General features: G+C 53.0%; 14 protein-coding genes and 2 pseudogenes. 3 read left to right on the top strand and 13 right to left on the bottom strand.

The window, feature by feature from the left end; genetic code table 11:
- The first annotated feature begins 201 nt into the window (after nt 1–201).
- Together ETR37_RS17705 and ETR37_RS17700 are read left to right on the top strand one after the other, a co-directional pair.
- Nucleotides 202–1,845, top strand: a complete 1,644-nt coding sequence (locus tag ETR37_RS17705) for a hypothetical protein (RefSeq protein ID WP_015375957.1) — start codon at nt 202–204, stop codon at nt 1,843–1,845.
- Nucleotides 1,842–4,601: a DEAD/DEAH box helicase gene (locus ETR37_RS17700; RefSeq protein ID WP_129447608.1), complete on the top strand. Its 2,760-nt coding sequence runs from the start codon at nt 1,842–1,844 to the stop codon at nt 4,599–4,601. Before ETR37_RS17705 ends, ETR37_RS17700 begins: the two co-directional genes overlap by 4 nt.
- A gap of 433 nt (nt 4,602–5,034) precedes the next feature.
- Here the strand turns inward: ETR37_RS17700 and ETR37_RS17695 are convergent, their stop codons facing one another.
- The 13 genes and pseudogenes from ETR37_RS17695 to ETR37_RS17640 all read right to left on the bottom strand — a co-directional run.
- Nucleotides 5,035–5,598 carry a Uma2 family endonuclease gene (locus ETR37_RS17695; protein ID WP_129447607.1) on the bottom strand — a complete coding sequence of 188 codons (564 nt, stop codon included), beginning with the start codon at nt 5,596–5,598 and terminating at the stop codon, nt 5,035–5,037.
- 380 nt (nt 5,599–5,978) lie between these two features.
- A complete protein-coding gene (locus tag ETR37_RS17690) occupies nt 5,979–6,950 on the bottom strand; it encodes an MTP-1 family protein (RefSeq protein ID WP_129447606.1) in 972 nt (323 codons plus the stop codon).
- Between the two features lie 274 nt (nt 6,951–7,224).
- A complete protein-coding gene (locus tag ETR37_RS17685) occupies nt 7,225–7,713 on the bottom strand; it encodes a macro domain-containing protein (RefSeq protein WP_020755180.1) in 489 nt (162 codons plus the stop codon).
- Nucleotides 7,710–7,871 carry a DUF488 family protein, N3 subclade gene (locus ETR37_RS19905; RefSeq protein WP_122983788.1) on the bottom strand — a complete coding sequence of 54 codons (162 nt, stop codon included), beginning with the start codon at nt 7,869–7,871 and terminating at the stop codon, nt 7,710–7,712. Before ETR37_RS19905 ends, ETR37_RS17685 begins: the two co-directional genes overlap by 4 nt.
- Nucleotides 7,868–8,053 carry a DUF488 family protein, N3 subclade gene (locus tag ETR37_RS20130; RefSeq protein ID WP_331436735.1) on the bottom strand — a complete coding sequence of 62 codons (186 nt, stop codon included), beginning with the start codon at nt 8,051–8,053 and terminating at the stop codon, nt 7,868–7,870. Before ETR37_RS20130 ends, ETR37_RS19905 begins: the two co-directional genes overlap by 4 nt.
- 22 nt (nt 8,054–8,075) lie before the next feature.
- On the bottom strand, nt 8,076–8,507 hold the full coding sequence (locus ETR37_RS17675) for a hypothetical protein (RefSeq protein ID WP_129447605.1): 432 nt from the start codon (nt 8,505–8,507) through the stop codon (nt 8,076–8,078).
- A gap of 2 nt (nt 8,508–8,509) precedes the next feature.
- On the bottom strand, nt 8,510–9,823 hold the full coding sequence (locus ETR37_RS17670) for an AAA family ATPase (protein ID WP_129447604.1): 1,314 nt from the start codon (nt 9,821–9,823) through the stop codon (nt 8,510–8,512).
- 42 nt (nt 9,824–9,865) lie between these two features.
- Nucleotides 9,866–10,753 (bottom strand): UTP--glucose-1-phosphate uridylyltransferase GalU, encoded by an 888-nt coding sequence (gene galU / locus ETR37_RS17665; protein WP_129447603.1) that lies wholly within the window; start codon nt 10,751–10,753, stop codon nt 9,866–9,868.
- Between the two features lie 17 nt (nt 10,754–10,770).
- On the bottom strand, nt 10,771–12,123 hold the full coding sequence (locus ETR37_RS17660) for a TrkH family potassium uptake protein (RefSeq protein ID WP_015375963.1): 1,353 nt from the start codon (nt 12,121–12,123) through the stop codon (nt 10,771–10,773).
- Between the two features lie 219 nt (nt 12,124–12,342).
- The gene (locus tag ETR37_RS17655; protein WP_129447602.1) at nt 12,343–13,401 is read right to left on the bottom strand and encodes a BtaManbiosPhlase; all 1,059 of its coding nucleotides are present in this window, start codon (nt 13,399–13,401) and stop codon (nt 12,343–12,345) included.
- A gap of 2 nt (nt 13,402–13,403) precedes the next feature.
- Nucleotides 13,404–14,351: an MTP-1 family protein gene (locus ETR37_RS17650; protein ID WP_129447601.1), complete on the bottom strand. Its 948-nt coding sequence runs from the start codon at nt 14,349–14,351 to the stop codon at nt 13,404–13,406.
- A 41-nt stretch (nt 14,352–14,392) separates the two neighbouring features.
- Nucleotides 14,393–15,223, bottom strand: coding sequence for a carbohydrate ABC transporter permease (locus ETR37_RS17645; protein WP_129447600.1), 831 nt, complete (start codon nt 15,221–15,223; stop codon nt 14,393–14,395).
- A pseudogene (locus tag ETR37_RS17640) lies at nt 15,210–15,668 on the bottom strand (carbohydrate ABC transporter permease); the annotation flags it as partial. The gene ETR37_RS17645 and the pseudogene ETR37_RS17640, both read right to left, overlap by 14 nt.
- Here ETR37_RS17640 and ETR37_RS19900 point away from each other — a divergent pair.
- Nucleotides 15,657–15,788 (top strand): annotated as a pseudogene (locus ETR37_RS19900) (LacI family transcriptional regulator); the annotation flags it as partial. The pseudogenes ETR37_RS17640 and ETR37_RS19900 sit on opposite strands and share 12 nt — an antisense overlap.
- Between the last annotated feature and the right edge of the window lie 178 nt (nt 15,789–15,966).

The raw sequence follows: 15,966 nt of genomic DNA, 5'->3' as shown, positions 1-15,966 counted from the left end.
GGATCATTTCGGAATGTCACCCACAAATATTTTACTCACACCTTTCTTTCTATCAAAACGCGTACACGTTCAAAAGCTCGCAATGTCCTTTCATGCCGTCTCGAGAACAGACGCGTTTTGTCACATTGCCCCTCTTTTTTCGACACGCTGTCACATGCTATAATAGGATGATAAGGAATGGATCGGAAAGGACGGACCGACATGTTGCAGACCACGATCTCCAAACCGCTTTTGCGGCAAGCGGCAGAAGAATTGGTGAAAGAATTGCCGTATCCCATTTTCCACACGCTCATTCAAAAAGGACGCGATTTGTCCAGATACGGGTTCGTCTATAACGTGATGGTCATCAACAGCCATGAAGTGGAAGGGGTCGTGTCTGACAAAACTCCTCATGACGTCATGGTTGATTTGTCCAACGTCACCCGCCGCCATCGCTGCCCGTGCGGGACGGAAGGGCTGTGTCCACACGTTTTGGCGCTGTTCTTTTATATATACGGCAACGTGTTCGACGTTGGCGAGCTGTTCCGCCTTTGGAAAAAAGGGCAAATCGGCCCGTTGCAGAAAGAATCCGCTGTCCATGAATCAAAAACACCTGCTCCAAAACGCGCGGGGAAAACGGCAGGCCTTTCGATCACAGCCAATGAAACGGTTGAAGATTGGCGGGGCCAGTTCGAGAAACAGTATGAAGACTTTTTCTCCCGCCATCAAAACGGCCAAAACTGGCCGTACCGTTTAGCCTTCCAGCTGCTCCCGAAACTTGGCAAAAACGAAGGGAAGCAAGCTGGCGCCCGTCCGTTGCGGGAGCTTCATGCCGCCCTCTTTTTGTTGGAAAAGCTTCGGCAGTACGGAGAGGCGCAAGGGTGGAATGACGTCGTATTCGCCTCTTACGGACAGTTTTCCTGGCAGCAGGACGTCAACTATGTCGCCGACCGCGCCTTTGACGCCTTGGAAAAATTGTCTACTCAATCGCTGCCGCGGTCGCTCAACGCGTTGATTGAACAGACGATTCCGTATGTTCGTGATGTATTGTTTTTGGACGGGGCGCTGTCATCATTCGGCTATGACTTTTACACAACCGCGTGGGAATCGCTGTTCACCAAGCCCACATGGCGGCAAGAGGAACGGGCCGAACTCCTTCGGCTCGCCAAAGACCGAGACGACATCCGCGCCGCTATGGCGGCGGCTCATCTTTCCTTTTTGCTTGGCGAAGACGACGAAGCGATGGCGCTTTACCGCGCGTTCCCCGATCAGGCAGGCTTGTTTTTGGTGGAATGGATCGGGCGATTCATTCAAAACGGCCTCTTGAAGCGGTTTGAAGCCGTTTGGGAAAAAGCAAAAGACGATTGGCCGCTTTATCTTTCGCATATACCCGCTCCCATCCGAAGCAGTTTTTTGGACGAAGCGGCGCACTGGTTTGAAATGTACGCCCGGCAACGAAACCGCTCGGACGCATGGGAAGATTTTTTGCAGCGAAGCCTTCCGTACAGCGTCAACGAGTACACCAACTTTTTGTATCGGCAAGGACGCTACCGGGAAGTCGTGGACCTATTCTTATGGGCGAACATCACCGCTGATGAGCTGCATCCGCAGCTGCTCAAAACATTGCAAGCGCGCGGGACGGATCTTGTCATGCCGTTATATCATCGGACCGTGATCAAGCTGCTCAACGAGAAAAACCGGTCAAGCTACCAAAAGGCGGTCCGCCACTTGAAAACGCTGCGGACCCACTACCGTTCGATGAAGCGATTCGATCAATGGGAAGCGTATCTTGAACAGCTGCTCGCCAAAACGGCGCGCCTGCGCGCGTTTCATGAAGAATTAAAGAAAGGAAAACTGCTTCCATGAAGGCATTGGAGACGATTCAGATTTCCTGCAGATGGAATGAAGAGATTCGATGTTTCGAGCTCTCTGGTTCCACCCATCCCTCATCATGGGTTTCGCCTTTATTGGCTTGGCACGAAGAAACCTTTTACGGGACCATGATCGATATCGAAGACGACATCGTGCGGCTGTCGCCGTGGCAAGCGCTCACTCTGTTCGCGTTGCGTCCGCACTCGCGCTTTTCCGTCATCGAATGGGCGGATGAATTCACCGCCCGATTGGAAGAGTGGGCGAGACACATTTGGAATGGGTTGGGGGAACGCCGCTTCCTTCCAGACGCTCCCCTTTGGAAAAACACAGGCGGCTCATGGAGCGAAGCGGGTCGCACCCGTTGGCGCAGCACGGACGATGATCCCGATCCGTTCGTCGCTACATGGCGGTCGCTGGCGATTGCCGACTGGCTGTCGCGCGACCCGGAGCTTCGCGTCATTTGGGGCGAAATCGTTCGCGCTTATCCATTGATCGCCTCCCCCAGCGGCCAATGGACCGGAACGGAAGACGATTGGCTTGAACAAATCGGCTGGCTCGGCGACCGACCGCCATTTACGGTCGGACTGCGCCTTGTCGAGCCGTCCGAGGAAGGCGACGTATGGACGCTTGAAGCGGTGCTAATCGCCGTCGACGACAGCGTCATCGCACCCGCAAGCGACATTCCGCGCGCTTGGCGCCCATATGAATCATCGATCCAGCGCGCCATTCGCCGCATTTGCGCGATCGTGCCGTGGCTTGACGCCGGGGAGGGTCTGCGGACGGAACTGTCTAATGAAGAAGCGTGGCGTTTTTTGTCCGAAGACAGCTTAAAGCTCACCGAAGCGGGCGTGCGCCTGCTGCTTCCCGACTGGTGGCACGACATCCGCCAGGCGCAGCTGTCGATCAAAGCGAAACTGTCGCCTTCCGTCAACGCGGAATCATTATTCGGCCTTGAGCGGCTCGCTGATTTCGATTGGCGCGTCGCGACCAACGGGATTGAGCTGACGGAAGAGGAGTTTGCCGCTTTGGCGGAACAAAAGCGGCGCCTCATTCGCCTGCGCGGCCAATGGCTCATCCTTGATCCCGCCCTTGTCCGCCGCGCGCAGGCGCTCATGGAAAAGGCGAAAAAAGAAGGCGTGCCGATCCACGATATCGTGGCGCAAACGCTGCTTTCAGAAGCAGAGGAGCGCGAAGAGGCAACGGACGAATCGATCCCGATCCACATTGACGTCCATGATCAGTTCCGGGCGTTCATCCGTCAGCTCCAGCAGCTTGATGGATTGCCGAAAGCAAATGTGCCGCCGTCTTTTCACGGCACGCTCCGCCCGTATCAGCAGCGTGGCGTCGACTGGCTCGTCTTTTTGCGCCGATTCGGCTTTGGCGCCTGTTTGGCCGATGACATGGGGCTAGGCAAAACGGTGCAGCTGCTTGCTTATTTGGCGCACGTCAAAGAAATCGAACGCCCGGACACGCCGGCGTTGCTCATCTGCCCGACCAGCGTGATCGGCAACTGGCAAAAGGAATGCGCCCGCTTCACCCCAGACTTGCGCGTCTACGTGCACCATGGACCGAACCGGGCGAAAAACGATGCGTTCGTGCAAACGGCAGGCGAGGCCGATCTCGTCATTACGTCTTACAACCTTGCTCATTTGGACCAAGACGATTTAAAACAGATTCATTGGCATGCGATTTGCCTTGATGAAGCGCAAAACATCAAAAATGCGCAAACAAAACAAGCGCGCGCCATCCGCCGCTTGAGCGGAAAACATAAAATTGCCTTATCCGGCACGCCGGTTGAAAACCGTCTCGGCGAACTTTGGAGCATCTTCCACTTCCTCAACCCTGGCTATCTCGGCAGCCGTGCGGAGTTTGAGCGGCGCTTTGCCGGGCCGATTGAAAAAGAAGGAGATGCCCGCAAAAAAGCGGCGCTGCAGGCGCTCATCCGCCCATTTCTCTTGCGGCGGACGAAAACGGATGAAGCGGTTGCGCTCAACTTGCCGGATAAGCTTGAACAAAAAGAATATTGCCCGCTCACAGCCGAACAGGCTGCCTTGTACGAGCAGCTCGTCAACGACACACTCGAACGGGCAAAGGAAGCCAGTCCGTTTGCGCGGCGCGGCTTGATTTTGCAAATGCTAAACGGTGTGAAGCAAATTTGCGACCATCCGGCGCTGTATTTGAAAGAACGCCGCCCCCGCCAGCTCGTTGAACGGTCACACAAGCTCGAAAAGCTCATCGAACTGATCGAGCAAATTCGCGCCAACGACGAGTCATGCCTCATCTTCACGCAATACGTGCGAATGGGAGAGATGATCCAGGAGCTGCTTTCCGACTTGTTTGACGAACCAGTGCTGTTTTTGCATGGCGGCGTCCCGAAACAAACGCGCGATCGAATGGTCGAGGAGTTTCAAGCACGACAAGCGCCGATTTTCCTTTTGTCGCTCAAAGCAGGAGGCACCGGACTCAACTTAACGGCCGCCAACCACGTCATCCATTTCGACCGCTGGTGGAACCCGGCTGTGGAAAACCAAGCAACCGACCGCGCCTACCGCATCGGACAGACGAAATTCGTCCACGTCCATAAATTGATCACCGTCGGGACAATCGAGGAAAAAATCGACGAGATGCTCGAACAAAAACAAGCGCTCGCCGACCTCATCACCGAAGGCGAGGCGTGGATCACCGAACTTTCCGATGACGAACTGCGCGGCTTGCTCGCCTTATCGGCCGCAGCGAAAGGAGGCGCTTGAGCATGGCGGAAGAAAAACGAAAGCGCAAGAAAAAAACGGCGGAAAACCCGTGGGAAAAGCTGCTGAAGCGGATGGAAGAGAAAATGAAGGAGCGGGAAAAGCGTCAAAAACAACCGTAAAGGACAGCACGCAGGCGATGAACATCCTGTTGGACACAGAAAAAACTTCATCCTATTTCGCGCAGGAGACTCCCACTTCAACGACCAAANNNNTGCAAGCCCCCACTTCAAGCGTTAGCTAAGTGGGGGTAGTTGACCAACAAGTGTTGTTCTTGGTCCAGCCATGAAAAGGGCCAGTCCAGACGCACGTGTGTTCATCGAAACATCTCATGGGCAACGTTTTGCCCTTCATCCGGGCATGAACATGAATCATCAAAAACAGCGTGGGATTGTTCCCACGCTGTTCGCTTTCAAGCCATCCTCTCAGCATCTTGTCAACGAAACAATTCGGCCATGTCGATTGCAAGCCCCGGAAAATACACGGAGCGAACCGTTCCCGTTTTCACTTGAACATCCGCCTGCTCATACAGCCGTTCCTCATTGAGCACATACACCGTCACAGCCTGCTTCATCGGATTGACGATCCAATATTCATGGACACCGCATGCCATGTACAAATTGAACTTGGTGACAAGATCATGCGCCTGGTTCGACGGACTTAAAATCTCGACGATCAGCGGCGGCACTCCGATATACTTCGTTCCATCCAATCGTTCTTCGCCGCAAATGACCGTCAAGTCGGGAACGACCACATGTCGTTCCCCTGTTTGCTCATCAACAAGCTCCACATCAAGCGGCGCCGCCAGCACATCGCACGGCTTTCCTCGAAAAAACAAACTGAACTGAAAATGAAGCCGGCTCGAGATGAGCTGATGCCGCACGCTTGGCGACGGGGTCATATACACGGCCCGATCAATATACTCTAAACGATCATCGCTTTGTTCACGCAGGACCCAATAGCGCTCATACGACACGCCAGAAGCAAGCGGCAAAGACAACGAAGGCCCCTCCCCATTCCCTTTTTTCTCAGTATACTGGATGGCTTCGAAAGGGGCAATGGGAGGTGAAAAGGGTCTTCCCTAAGAATCCGTCCAATGGATTGAAGTCAGCGAATATGAATGCAAAATCTTCCGTTTTATACATTATGAACATTTTTTGGATCCATATCCGCCAAAATGGTTTCGTCCGACCGACTCCTAGGAGAACAACGCGGCTCCGACTGCCGCTGGCTATTATGGTCTATCGCGCAAACAAGTCACGTTTATGTCAAACCGAAGCCCTTCGCACAAGGCAAGAAACATAGCCGGCCAAATGTGAAAAAGGACCGGCCGCCAACCTTCCCCATTCATAGAGAAGGTCTGTCGCACCGATCCTTTCCCTAAACGGAAGCATACATCCGATCAAGCTCTTGCGCTTCGTACTTCGCAAACGGGTCGATGAGCGAAATTTTTTGCGCCTCGGCGTCGCTCACACCGGCGTACAGCTCAGCCGTGCCGTCGCCTTTGCGGATGAGTCCGCCGCTGAAAACGACGTTCGCCAAATCCGGCCGTTTCGCCGGCCCGTCTAAAAAGTGGGAGCGAAGCGCAAGCAATTCCAGCTCTGAGCGCTCCATCGTCTCCGGGTTCAACACGAACACCATCGGGTAGTAATGGCGGTTGCCGTGCTCGTCAAAGCAAGCGATATGGCCGAGCGCCCCAACAAGCCCGTTCGCCAGCAAATGCGCCTCGTTCACGCCGCCCCATTCTTCATCCGTAAATTGGGCGTCCAAAATCGGCGCGGCCTCGATCACGTCCGGCGTCAACTCATCGAGCGAGAAAATGCGGGTGAACCCGATTTTCCCGCGGCCGCCTTTTTCCCCTTGCGGCCGGGTGAACACGCCGATCGACCCATCTTTCAGCTCGACAAGGCGAATGTCTTTCATCCCATCCGGCCCTTCGGCGAACTTTTCTAAGCGGCGAATGTTCGGTCCGCGGTAAAAGACCGTCCGCCAGCTATGCTCGCCAACAAACACCGGATGCGGAAACGTCTCCACGCCGCCGAACACCAACTGACCGTGAATGCGCGCCACAAACGGATCCTGCAAGGCGAACACCGGCGCCCCTTCACGAGGAACCCAGACGCCGTCGCGCTCGACGAAAAAGTACACTTCCGATTGCTCGCTGTCGCGCGCTTCGACGCGCCCAGCGATCACCCATTCTCCTTCATCCACAAACGGTGCGGAAATATTATAAACGTCCCGGTCCCCGACACCCGCAAAGCGAAGCTTTTCCGGCTCAAACGGCTGTGGGGCCGAACGAAATTCATCCACTAACACTTGACATGTCTTTAATGTTGGCAATGAGAATAACATGATTCATCCCTCCGGATGGCGCCAAAAACGCCCGCATTGGCATTTTTGGCTGTTTTTCCTGATCGCGGTTCGAACAGGAAACCCCACTCCCTTTCACACCGGCTTCGTCATTCGGACACCAACGATGATGCCACCCCCCGTCGCCGGATCAGGAAGTCAATGAAACTCATTCATTCGTGTGTTCTTATTATAATATGATATGAGAAAGAAGGAAACACGTTATTCATTGCCAAAAAAGCAGGGCCAAGACGAAGTCAAGGCCCTTTTTCTCCCTTTATTGGCGCTGTTGGACAAAACGGATGAATGCTTGATCAATATCCACCACCACAAACTCCACATCCTCGACCGGACCCAACACCTCGACAAACAACTGCGCCACGTTTTCTTTGTCAAGCCTTCCGACGCCTGTCCCTAGCGCTGGCAACGCCACCTTCTTGATTCCGTTCTCCCGACAGTGCGCGACGAGCCGCTCGAGACACGCCCGAACGATGTCATACGACGTCGCCCCTGCAGGCTGCTTCATCGTCACTAAGTGAAGGACCCCGCGAAACGGCAGCGAGCCTGCTCCTGTCACGTACAAATCGCCGGGCTTAGGGTCTTGCGCTTGACAGACGCGGATCGCTTCCTCTTCGATCACACGTCCCCCCGCCCGACGGATCGCCGCTGCCACGCCGCCGCCCATCGGCCCGATGCCGTTGGCGGCATTGCAAATGTACTCGACTCCTTCCACTTTGGTCAGATCGCCGACCATGGCGCGAATCATCCGAACCCCTCCTTAGCGATGTTGCGCAAAAACTCCCTAAGAACAACGGCATGGTTATGCTGCTCGTCTTTGGCGGCATAAAGCAACATCACCGTTCCGGAAAGCGAAAGCAGCTCCGTAACGAGCGCTTGCTTCGTCGTATCAGTCCTCCTGTTCATACGTTCTCGCAAACTCGGCAAACCGCTCCGGCCGATGGCCAAACCATTGCTGGAGGGCAGTCTCTTTCACCAGCGGTCACGGCACGCTTCGACCTTTGACACCGCGGCCAAAGGCGGTCGACGAGAATGCGGATGCCGTCATCCCGTTCCGCTGGAATATCAATTTGCTTTGTTTGGAACACAGGTCCGTTTCCCTACTTTCCTTTACACCTCTACCTCGTCCCAGTTCACTTTCACCGCTAACGAACCGCCCGTTCTCCTCAACATTTTTTCCAGCTTGATCCTATCGGTCGATTTTACATTAGGTGTTCTCACTCGCGTCATGATAATTCGTCCTTCAAACCGGTATCCAGACAACTTCTTGCCTAATTGTTCAACTGTCCGCATGATTTGCCGCACCGCTTCCACGAGATCAGACCCTTTTAATTCGATGAAAAATGCCTGCTCCCCTTCGATCACCAAAAATAAAAAGTCGCATTTTACCCCCTCTTGAATCAAACAACCGTCTACACGGTATAAAGCCACCCTCTTTTCCCCTTTGTTGACAAAACGAATCTCTCTCCCTTTTTCCTTAACAACCGCTAATTTTCGACGGTCGCAATATTGCAAACAACTTTCCCATTCTACAACCGACATGTTTACTCCCCCGCTTCCTCCGCCTCCATAAGCTCATCCAGAACACGGTTGATGGCAGACGATGCTTCATCGATCGCTTCGGCCTGGATTAACCGTAATTCATCATCGATAATGCTTCGGTAGCGGAATCTCCCTCCTTCATTCTTCAGAATATAGGCCTTTACCCTTTGCGGAGAAAGCCGCAACTTTCGGTCTATAATCGGATTGGCACGCCCATCCAATTTCCTTCCGATTTTGGCAGCGTACAAATAAATATTAAAAGCAGACAAAATGTACGGGCTATGAGTCGTGATCACGAGTGTACTATTCGTTACGTTGAGCAGCAACGCAAATAAGGCCACCATTTCTTGTTGGGCGTTGGGGTACAAGTGCGCCTCCGGTTCTTCAATCACCATAAACACTCGTTGCCGTTCCAAAATGACGGTGAAAATGAGCAATAAAATCCAAACCACTTCCTGCTGTCCAGAAGAGGAAAACTTCAGTTTTGTATACTCTCTTTCATTAAAAAAAATCCGCTCTCCATAATCAGAGAACATGTATTTTCCTTTCATCACGCCTTCGATCATCTTGATGGCCAGTCGAATGGCTTCAAAGTCAATTTTTTCTGTCGAGAATTTTTTGCGATCTTCGATGATTTCCTCAAATGAATGGGAAAACATCTTCTTCAGCAAATTGATTCGCTCGATAAACTGCTCTGTCAACACATCGAGCTGTTGCGGATTAATGTCCTGAAGCTGATCCGACAAGGTCGCCACTAGACTTCTGCCCGCAGGGATAAAAATAGGTGTTTTGGAATCACCGAATACTTCAGCGATGGAGGCTTTGACCGTTTCCAATATATTTTGCTGCCGCACTTTCCAGGAGGAGACATTCCAAAAATCATCCAACTGTTGTTCTTCATATTGCATTTCCTTTTTCATCTGCACAACATGTTTAAAATTTTCCTGAATCTCCCGTTTTAGCGGATCGCTGAAATGGATTTGTACATAACCGTCCTTTAAATCAAGACGGACAAACTTTTCAACATCATACTCATAACGAATATGAAACGGTTTCATATGTTTGGTTGTGCCAAAGTACCCAACAAATTTTCTCCGAAGACGTTTATTGAACTCAAAAAATGGGTTGTTTTCTTCCGTTTGACGTACTGAAAGCAAATAGTTTACCCATTCATCAGGAATCGATTGAAAGAAAAAAATCAATTTGCTGATCGTACTTTTTCCGCTCGCTTGGGGGCCAATCAAAACGGTAACATCCGTGATCTCCTCATCAAACAGCTTCACAGGACCAAAATGTTCAATCCGTATGCGCGCCACATCCTACCCTCCTTTTTTGTCTTCATCTTCTGAAAAATTTGATTAGTTGTTCTTCGATCCCTTCGCCTCTGCCACCACCCGCTCCAAAAACGAAAGCAAGTCATCCCGCAGCTCCTCGTTTTGCAAGGCAAACTCAATCGTCGTTTCGATAAAGCCGAGCTTTTCGCCGACATCGTACCGCTTTCCTTCAAATTCATAGGCAAACACGCGCTGAATTTCATTCAACCGCCCGATCGCATCGGTGAGCTGAATCTCCCCGCCTGCGCCGACCTCCTGCTTCTCCAAAAACAAGAAAATTTCCGGCGTCAACACGTACCGCCCGACGATCGCGAGGTTCGACGGCGCTGTGCCCGGAGCGGGTTTTTCGACAAAGCGGCGCACTTGGTAGCGCCGTCCCTTCTGCTCGAGCGGGTCGATGATCCCGTAACGGTGCGTCTCTTCCTCCGGCACGCGCTTGACGCCGATCACCGAGCTGAACGTTTGTTCATACTGCTCAATGAGCTGTTTTAAACAAGGTTTTTCCGCTTGGACGATATCATCGCCCAACAACACCGCAAACGGCTCGTCTCCGATGAAATTGCGCGCGCACCAAACGGCATGCCCCAGCCCTTTTGGCTCTTTTTGGCGAATGTAGTGGATGTCCACTTTTGATGGCTCTTTTACTTTCTCAAGCAAGTCCAATTTTCCTTTTTGCTTCAGCAGCTGCTCGAGCTCAAACGCATAGTCAAAATGATCCTCAATCGCCCGCTTCCCTTTCCCGGTGACGATGATGATGTCCTCAATGCCTGATGCCATCGCCTCTTCAACAATATATTGAATCGTCGGCTTATCGACAATCGGAAGCATCTCCTTCGGCATGGCCTTTGTCGCCGGCAAAAACCGCGTCCCAAGGCCCGCTGCCGGAATGATCGCTTTGCGCACTTTTTTCATGATTCCGTCCCCCTCTTCTAGCCGATAATGACTCGTTCTTTCGGGTAATGGTAGCTATCTTTCACCGCTCGGCCGCGGACGAGCCATAAAAACGAAATGATGCCGACCCGGCCGATGAACATGACGATCACCAACACCAGCTTGCCAAACGGGCTGAGCTCAGAGGTAATGCCGAGCGACAGCCCGGTCGTCCCAAACGCTGAACATACTTCAAACAAAAGCATAACGACAGGAAGCGACGATTCCGAGACGGAAAGCGCAAGAACCGCCGCAAAACAAAGGAACAGCGCACCGATAAAGACAACAAACGATTTTAAAATATCTTCCTCATGAATTTCACGCCCGAACACTTTGACCGCTGAGCGCCCTTTCGCATAATGCCAAACCGTTAACAAAATCACCGCCAACGTCGTCGTCCGGATGCCCCCGCCAACGCTGCTCGGGGAAGCACCGATAAACATCATCGCGCTCAAAAGCAATAACGTCGGGTCGGAAAACTCGTTCATATCCATCGTCGCCAGCCCGCCGCTGCGCGATGACACCGACTGAAACAAGGCGTAAAAGAGCGACCGGTGCCACGGCTTTCCAGCGAAAAAATGGCTCCATTCAAGCGCATAAATCGCCACCGTGCCAAAGAAGACGAGGGCAAAAAACGTCACCGTCGTCAACTTCGTAAACAGCGAAAACCGGTAGCGCCCTCGGTCGCGCGCAAACAAAAACTCCTTCACCTCAATGAGCACAGGAAAGCCAATCGCGCCTAGAATGATCAGAATGATATGGATGACTTGCACGAAATAATCACCGGCGAACGGAATCAGCGACTGGCCGGTAATATCAAATCCAGCGTTCGTCGTGGCACTGACCGACGCAAACACCGCCTGCAAAAGCGCCTCCGGCCACGTCGGAAAATAACGCAAAAAATACACGCCCAAAATCAGCGCACCGACCGCTTCAATGGCCAGAATCAAGAAAAAGATGTCCCGCGTGAGCTTCACGAGCCCTGAGAGCGCAAGACGGTTTTGATCGGTCATGATCAGCTGCCGCTCACGAAACCCGATTTTTTTGCCAACTAACAGCCAAATGAACGTACTAAGCATCATTAACCCTACGCCGCCCACCTGCATCATCACAATCAACAAAACAATCCCAAACGTATTAAACGTCTCCGGAATCGACACAACCGTCAACCCGGTCACACTAATGGCGCTCGCCGCCGTAAACAGCGCATCAATCCAGTGAAGCTCCACTCCCGGCTGATGCACAATCGGCAGCCATAACAGCACCGTCGACACCGCGACGGCCGCCAAATAAAACAGAATGATCAACTGAATCGTCGACAACTTCAACCATAATGAACGTTTGATTGTCATGCCGTCACCACCATTGCCCCGACCAGCGCGCGGGCAGCTTCCGTACGCCGAGTTCACATCGTAATGGATTGTCCCGATCAATCGACGTTTTTTTCCATTATATCAAATCCCTTTGCCAAGAAAGAAACAAAAGGAAGAACTTTCGACAGAAAAGCGCCTAGGGAGCCACAAGCCAAAAAAAGAAACGCCCGACGCATCAGGCGTTTCCCGTTTACAAGTTCATTCCTTGACAAGCGAATCCAAAATCTCGCTAAGCTTCAGCTCGATGCACGCCATCGACGTATCCGCGGCGCCGTAATACATTTTTACGATATCGCCATCGACAATCGCCCCGCATGAAAACACGACGCGGCCGAAAAAGCCGTTCACCTCATAATCCGCTTCCGGCTCGACAAGCGGCTGCTCCGAGCGGGCGAGAACTTTGGATGGGTCGTTCAAATCAAGCAGCACCGCCCCCATGCAATAGCGGTGGTCATCCGACGCGCCGTGGTACAACTCAAGCCAGCCTCGCTCCGTTTTGATCGGCACCGCCCCGCCGCCGATGCGGGCGCTGTCCCACTTCCCTTCGCGCAGACCGAACAAAAAGCGATGATTCCCCCAATGAAGCAGATTCTCTGACTCGGCAATCCACACCTCAGGGCGGCCGTTGCTTCTCGGCACCGGGCGATGAAGGGCGTAATACTTGCCGTTGATCTTCTCCGGAAAAATGAGCACATCTTTGTTTTCCGGCGCGAAAATCATGCCGTGGTGCGTCACCGTCTGAAAGTCTTTCGTCGACACCATCGCCTCGCCGACTCCTTTCGGCGACACGGCGCTGAAATAAATGTAATACGTGCCGTCAATGCATGTAATGCGCGGATCTTCAATGCCGAATGTCTCGAGCTCATTCGATGGATAGACGAACGGGCGGTCGTCGATCGTAAACCGCCGCCCGTCTTGACTCCGGGCGAGGCGCAAATACGAAAGCGACGTCAAATAGGCGAACCGCTCCGCCCCCGCCTCTCTGATCACCCGCGGGTCGGAAAAATCGTAGCGCGGATCGTCTTGGCGAAATTCGTAAACATCGACCTTCCCCGTCTTTGGATTCCATACCGGCGCTTTCACGATATTCGGGTCATCCGACACGGGACGCTCCGCCACCCGAAGCAGCAGCAACACCTCCCCTTGGAACGTCGCCACCCCGGCGTTAAACGCCCCGATCACTTCAAACCCGTCGTGGTGCGGCGGCACATCTTCCGGCGTAATGAGCGGGTTCTCTTCATAGCGGTAAAGGTGCATCGTCACCCCTGCCTTTCGTATTTCGTAAATGGATCCACGATCGTGAGTTTTTGCGCTTCTGCGTCACTTGTTCCAGCGTAAAAATCGGCCGTGCCGTCCCCTTTGCGAATCAGTCCGCCGCTAAACACGACATCCGCCAAATCCGGACGCTTCGCCGGGCCATCGAGGAAATGGGCTCTCGTGGCAATCAGCTCCATGTCCGACGCTTCCCCCGTATCCGGATTGAACGCAAACACCATCGGATAATAGTGGCGGTTCCGCTCCTGATCGAAACAAGCGATATGGCCCAAGACGCCGACGAGCCCATTGCCAAGCAAATGCACCTCATTGGCGCCGCCCCATTCTTCATCCGAAAATTGGCCGTCAATGAGCGGAGCCTTCTCAATCGCCTCCACCGTCAACTCATCGAGCGCACCGATGCGGGTGAAGCCGATTTTTCCGCGTCCGCCTTTTGCCCCTTGCGGACGGGTGAAGACCCCAACCGACCCATCCCGCAGCTCGACAAGACGAATGTCTTTCATCCCGTCGGGACCGGTGAAAAAACGCGCCAATTCCTTGATCGTGTTTCCGCGGTACAACACCGTCCGCCAATACAGCTTCCCGTGAAGCACGGGATGCGGAAACGTCTCCACGCCGCCAAACACGAGATGCCCGTGCACCCGCGAAACAAACGGATCCTGCAAAGCAAACACCGGCGCCCCTTCCCGCGGCACCCATGTCCCTTCACGCTCGACGAAAAAGTAGACTTCGGATTGCTCGCTGTCTCGTGCCTCCACCCGTCCGGCAATGACCCACTCGCCATCATCTTCAAACGGCGCGGAAATGTTGTACACGTCCCGCCCCCCAACGCCGGCAAACACGAGCTTCTCCACCCGAAGCGGCTGCGGTGCACGCTGAAATTCCTCAAGCAGTGTCTTGCAAGTCTTCATGGTCGGCGTCCTTGTCTGCATCACGTCTCTCCCTGCTCCCTCTTCCGATTATGATGTTTTTATTATTTTAATATGAATTGCATCCCTTCCTTAAAATTCTTGCTAAACAAAAGGAACAAAATCAAAATCGGCAGCGTGAGAAGCACCGAGGCGGCGTACATCGGCCCCGGATATCCGCCGTACGGTCCAAACATTTGCGCCAACAACACGTTTAACGTCAACATCTTTTCGTTATTCACGACAAGCATATCCCAAAGCAGTTCCACCCATCGCTCCATGAAAAGGAACAAGAAAATGATCGTGGTGATCGACCGCGACATCGGCCAGACAATGCGGCGAATGATGGTGAAATGGCCCGCTCCATCCATCTTGGCCGCTTCGATCAATTCATCGGGAATGCTGCGGAAAAAGTTTGTGTACATAAAAATGGCCCACAAGTTGACCGCTTTGGGCACGATCATCGCCCAATACGTGTTGTACCAGCCGAAATACCGGACGATTAGAAACAGCGGAATCAACAAAATGATCGACGGATAAAACATTTGAAACAAAATCGCGTTGTTGACCCATTGTCTCCCTTTAAACTTCACTTTCGACAATGCGTAGCCCACCATCACCGCCGTCACAAGCATAAGCACCGTTGACGCCGACGTGACGAGCAAACTGTTGAAAAACGCCCGAAGCCACGGCCGCGGCACGACATCTTCGCCGCCTTGAAACAACCATTCATACGAGCGAAGCGTCAATGACGACGGAATCAACTTTCGATCGACTTCATCCCATGGAGCAAGCGAGCCTAACACCATATACAAATACGGGAAAACCATGACGAACAAAACGGCAAACGCCAAAACATAAAGCAGTCCGACCTTCCATGTTTTACTCCCAGCCATGTTTGCCACCCCATTTTTCCAACACCTTGCGAAAGACGAAAATCGACGCAAAGGTGACGATCGAATTAATGATCGCGACCGCGGTTCCGTAACCCGCATTCAATTTTTCAAACGCTTGGTTGTAAATCTCGAGCTGCCACGTATGGGTCGCATACTCTGGCCCGCCGCCCGTCAACACATACGGTTCGGTGAAAATGCCAAACATCAAGCCGACCGCCAAAATCGTCACGGTATAAAACGAAGGGTACAGCATCGGAATCGTCACGTGCCAAACCCGCTTCCAGCCGACCGCCCCGTCCATTTCCGCCGCTTCATACACTTCTTTCGGGATGCTTTCCAAGCCGGACAAAAACAGCAGCGCATAATATCCGACAAACTTCCACGCCATCATGAGCGCAATGACGAGCGGGGCTAAGATGGGCGAGCCGAGCCAGTCAATACCGATGCGGTGCTGACCAACAATCGGTTCGGGGCGTATGTGGCCGTCCAGCATTTGTTGGAGCTCAACCATACTGACATCGCGTTTGTCGGCGACGTCAACTATTCGCCGAGCTATCAAGAGCGGTGTCAACTACCCCCACTTCGCTAACGCTTGAAGTGGGGGCTTGCAACTCCCCAGAAGTGCGAGCGGACTTCGTCCTCCTTCCTTGACTTGGGGTTGCATTAGGGGCAGGTTGACAACTGCCCAACGACGCAGGCCATGCCTGTGTCGTTCCTTCAACGATGTACTCTATTCCTTTTCG

This window comes from Geobacillus sp. PK12, assembly GCF_004123125.1.
GTDB classification, from domain to species: domain Bacteria; phylum Bacillota; class Bacilli; order Bacillales; family Anoxybacillaceae; genus Geobacillus; species Geobacillus zalihae.
The sequence above is the reverse complement of the archived record's forward strand: the minus strand, read 5'-3'. Positions and strand labels throughout refer to the sequence as shown.

Bases quoted from the DNA above. Each gene is read 5' to 3' on its own strand.
- ETR37_RS17675 (WP_129447605.1), bottom strand. From the start codon at position 8,507: ATGTCGGTTGTAGAATGGGAAAGTTGTTTGCAATATTGCGACCGTCGA.
- ETR37_RS17660 (WP_015375963.1), bottom strand. From the start codon at position 12,123: ATGACAATCAAACGTTCATTATGGTTGAAGTTGTCGACGATTCAGTTG.
- ETR37_RS17650 (WP_129447601.1), bottom strand. From the start codon at position 14,351: ATGCAGACAAGGACGCCGACCATGAAGACTTGCAAGACACTGCTTGAG.
- ETR37_RS19905 (WP_122983788.1), bottom strand. From the start codon at position 7,871: ATGAACAGGAGGACTGATACGACGAAGCAAGCGCTCGTTACGGAGCTG.
- ETR37_RS17705 (WP_015375957.1), top strand. From the start codon at position 202: ATGTTGCAGACCACGATCTCCAAACCGCTTTTGCGGCAAGCGGCAGAA.
- ETR37_RS17645 (WP_129447600.1), bottom strand. From the start codon at position 15,223: ATGGCTGGGAGTAAAACATGGAAGGTCGGACTGCTTTATGTTTTGGCG.
- ETR37_RS17685 (WP_020755180.1), bottom strand. From the start codon at position 7,713: ATGATTCGCGCCATGGTCGGCGATCTGACCAAAGTGGAAGGAGTCGAG.
- ETR37_RS17690 (WP_129447606.1), bottom strand. From the start codon at position 6,950: ATGTTATTCTCATTGCCAACATTAAAGACATGTCAAGTGTTAGTGGAT.
- ETR37_RS17700 (WP_129447608.1), top strand. From the start codon at position 1,842: ATGAAGGCATTGGAGACGATTCAGATTTCCTGCAGATGGAATGAAGAG.
- ETR37_RS17655 (WP_129447602.1), bottom strand. From the start codon at position 13,401: ATGCACCTTTACCGCTATGAAGAGAACCCGCTCATTACGCCGGAAGAT.
- galU (WP_129447603.1), bottom strand. From the start codon at position 10,753: ATGAAAAAAGTGCGCAAAGCGATCATTCCGGCAGCGGGCCTTGGGACG.